The sequence below is a fragment of the Sphingomonas sp. YR710 genome, assembly GCF_900101455.1.
Taxonomy (GTDB): Bacteria; Pseudomonadota; Alphaproteobacteria; order Sphingomonadales; family Sphingomonadaceae; genus Rhizorhabdus.
This window is the reverse complement of the sequence record NZ_FMZJ01000041.1, coordinates 1-1949: the sequence shown is the minus strand read 5'-3', so window position 1 is coordinate 1949 and position 1949 is coordinate 1. Positions and strand designations below refer to the sequence as shown.

General features: G+C 58.4%; 2 protein-coding genes. Both read left to right on the top strand.

Going from position 1 to position 1949, the window contains the following annotated elements:
- Positions 1-936 precede the first annotated feature (936 nt).
- Positions 937-1500 carry a recombinase family protein gene (locus tag BLS13_RS20170; protein WP_093454816.1) on the top strand — a complete coding sequence of 188 codons (564 nt, stop codon included), beginning with the start codon at positions 937-939 and terminating at the stop codon, positions 1498-1500.
- 172 nt (positions 1501-1672) lie between these two features.
- The coding region (locus BLS13_RS20165; RefSeq protein ID WP_143012044.1) for a hypothetical protein at positions 1673-1949 on the top strand (277 nt) is incomplete at its 3' end.

Sequence of the window (1949 nt, the reverse complement as noted above, 5' to 3'; positions counted from 1 at the left end):
GTATCGCCCCTTCTTCTTCACCGCTTCATCAATAGCCCGGTAGGTTTTCCCCGATCCTGGTACGGACTCGTCAATAGTAACGTCGATATAATTGGTAGTCACGGTGGTAGTTCGTCTGCGTAGTTGATGATCCTTTATATCGCGTCCACTATCGTTTAGTCAAAATTGTTGTTGTGATGATCGTAAAAATAAATGGCGTGCCGTAATACTTCTATAGATAATCTTAAGGGGTTTTTTGGCACGGATTTAATTCGAAGACTGCGCGCAAGTATCGTCGAGACGCGCAGCGGCGATGACGATGCGCTGCGCGACGAGCATGACGAGCCGGAAGGCGAGTTATGCGCCGCTTTGATGGATGCACGATCATTGCGCCAGAGATAAGGGGAGGCCGCCGTTCCGCTCGCCTAGCGGCTCGATCACGTCGTCCTTGATTTGGCCCATGGCGACATCGGACGAGTCCTCCTTCGCCATGAGCCAAATCCGTTTTCTGCCTGGTCGTAGTTCGAGATATCAATCTCGCATATCTCGTGCTCGCCTCGTGAACTGAACCTTTTCTGGCAGGTGGGGCGAAGCCCCGCCGGGTTGTCACGGCGCGCCACGCAATATCCGGCTGCTCGTCAGTCCAAAAACAACCTCGCCGGACCGGCCAGGCGAGGATGCCGATCCGTGAAAAAAAAACTGTTTCGTGAATGGGCCGGGGAGGCTCCAGCCCTATGTCGCGACGATCGCTCATCCTCCGTGATCATCCGCACCACGACCTCCAGGGATCGCTTTTCGAAATGATTTTGCCGGGGGGATCGCGAGCGGCGTTGACCTGTCCGGCGGGTATACGCCCACGAGATCAGCAAATCGGTGCCGGTTTTGTCGCAGACTCTAGCCAAAACGACCCAAATGAGATATTCTCAAATATGATATCCATCTGAGACGGAGAACTGGATGCTGATTGGCTACGCCCGCGTATCTTCGACCGACCAATCCCTCGACATCCAGCGCGCCGCCCTGGCGGCGGCCGGTGTCGAAAAACTGTTTTGCGAAAAAGCCTCCGGCCGATCGGCCGATGACCGGCCCGAGCTTCAGGCCTGCGTCGAGTTCGCCAGGAGCGGCGACACCGTCATCGTGACCAAGCTGGACCGCTTCGCTCGATCGACCCGTGATCTCCACAATCTGCTCGCGACCCTCGACGCCAAAGACGTCGGCTTCCGCTGCCTCGACCAGGCTATCGACACGACGTCGTCGACCGGCCGCCTCACGCTCGCGATTTTGGGAGCGGTCGCCGCCTTCGAACTCGATATCCGCGCCGAACGGCAGCGCGAGGGGATCGAGGCCGCGCGCCGGAAAGGTCTCTATCAAGGGCGCAAATCGCAGATCGACCTTGAACGGGTAAAACAACTTTCGACCAGGATGAAGCCCTCCGAAGTCGCCGCCGTCATGCAGATTAGTCGCGCCTCCGTCTATCGCGCGATCGCCGCACTGGCCGAGATGCAGCAACAGGCCGCATAGACCGTTCGTTCGGCTTCGCGCCATCGATCGCCGAAGCGGCTTGATCCGGCCGTGTACGATGTGGGAATCTGCCGACAATCGATCTGACCGGCAGAGCGACATTCAGGATCATCGCCCTGGGGACGCTCCGCCGACGGTCGCCCCGTTCATCCCGCCGACCATGGAGAGCAGCATGTCCGAACGCTTCGATGAGGCCGAACCAGCGTCCGTGGATGCTGGTGCCGATAGCCTATCCGACGCGCCGATCGAGACCATCATCGCCAACCTATCGAAACGCTCCGAAGCCGACCGGCAAGCGCTGGTCGAGGCTCTGCTCAATGGTGAGGCGGGCACAGGTTCGAGGGCTGTAAGCGGACTCGAACTCTCGATCATTGAAAACAAAGCAAAAAACCCGCTTCCAGATAATCCATGCGACATGATTCCCGGGCCGCCTCCTGTAAGCGGCACCA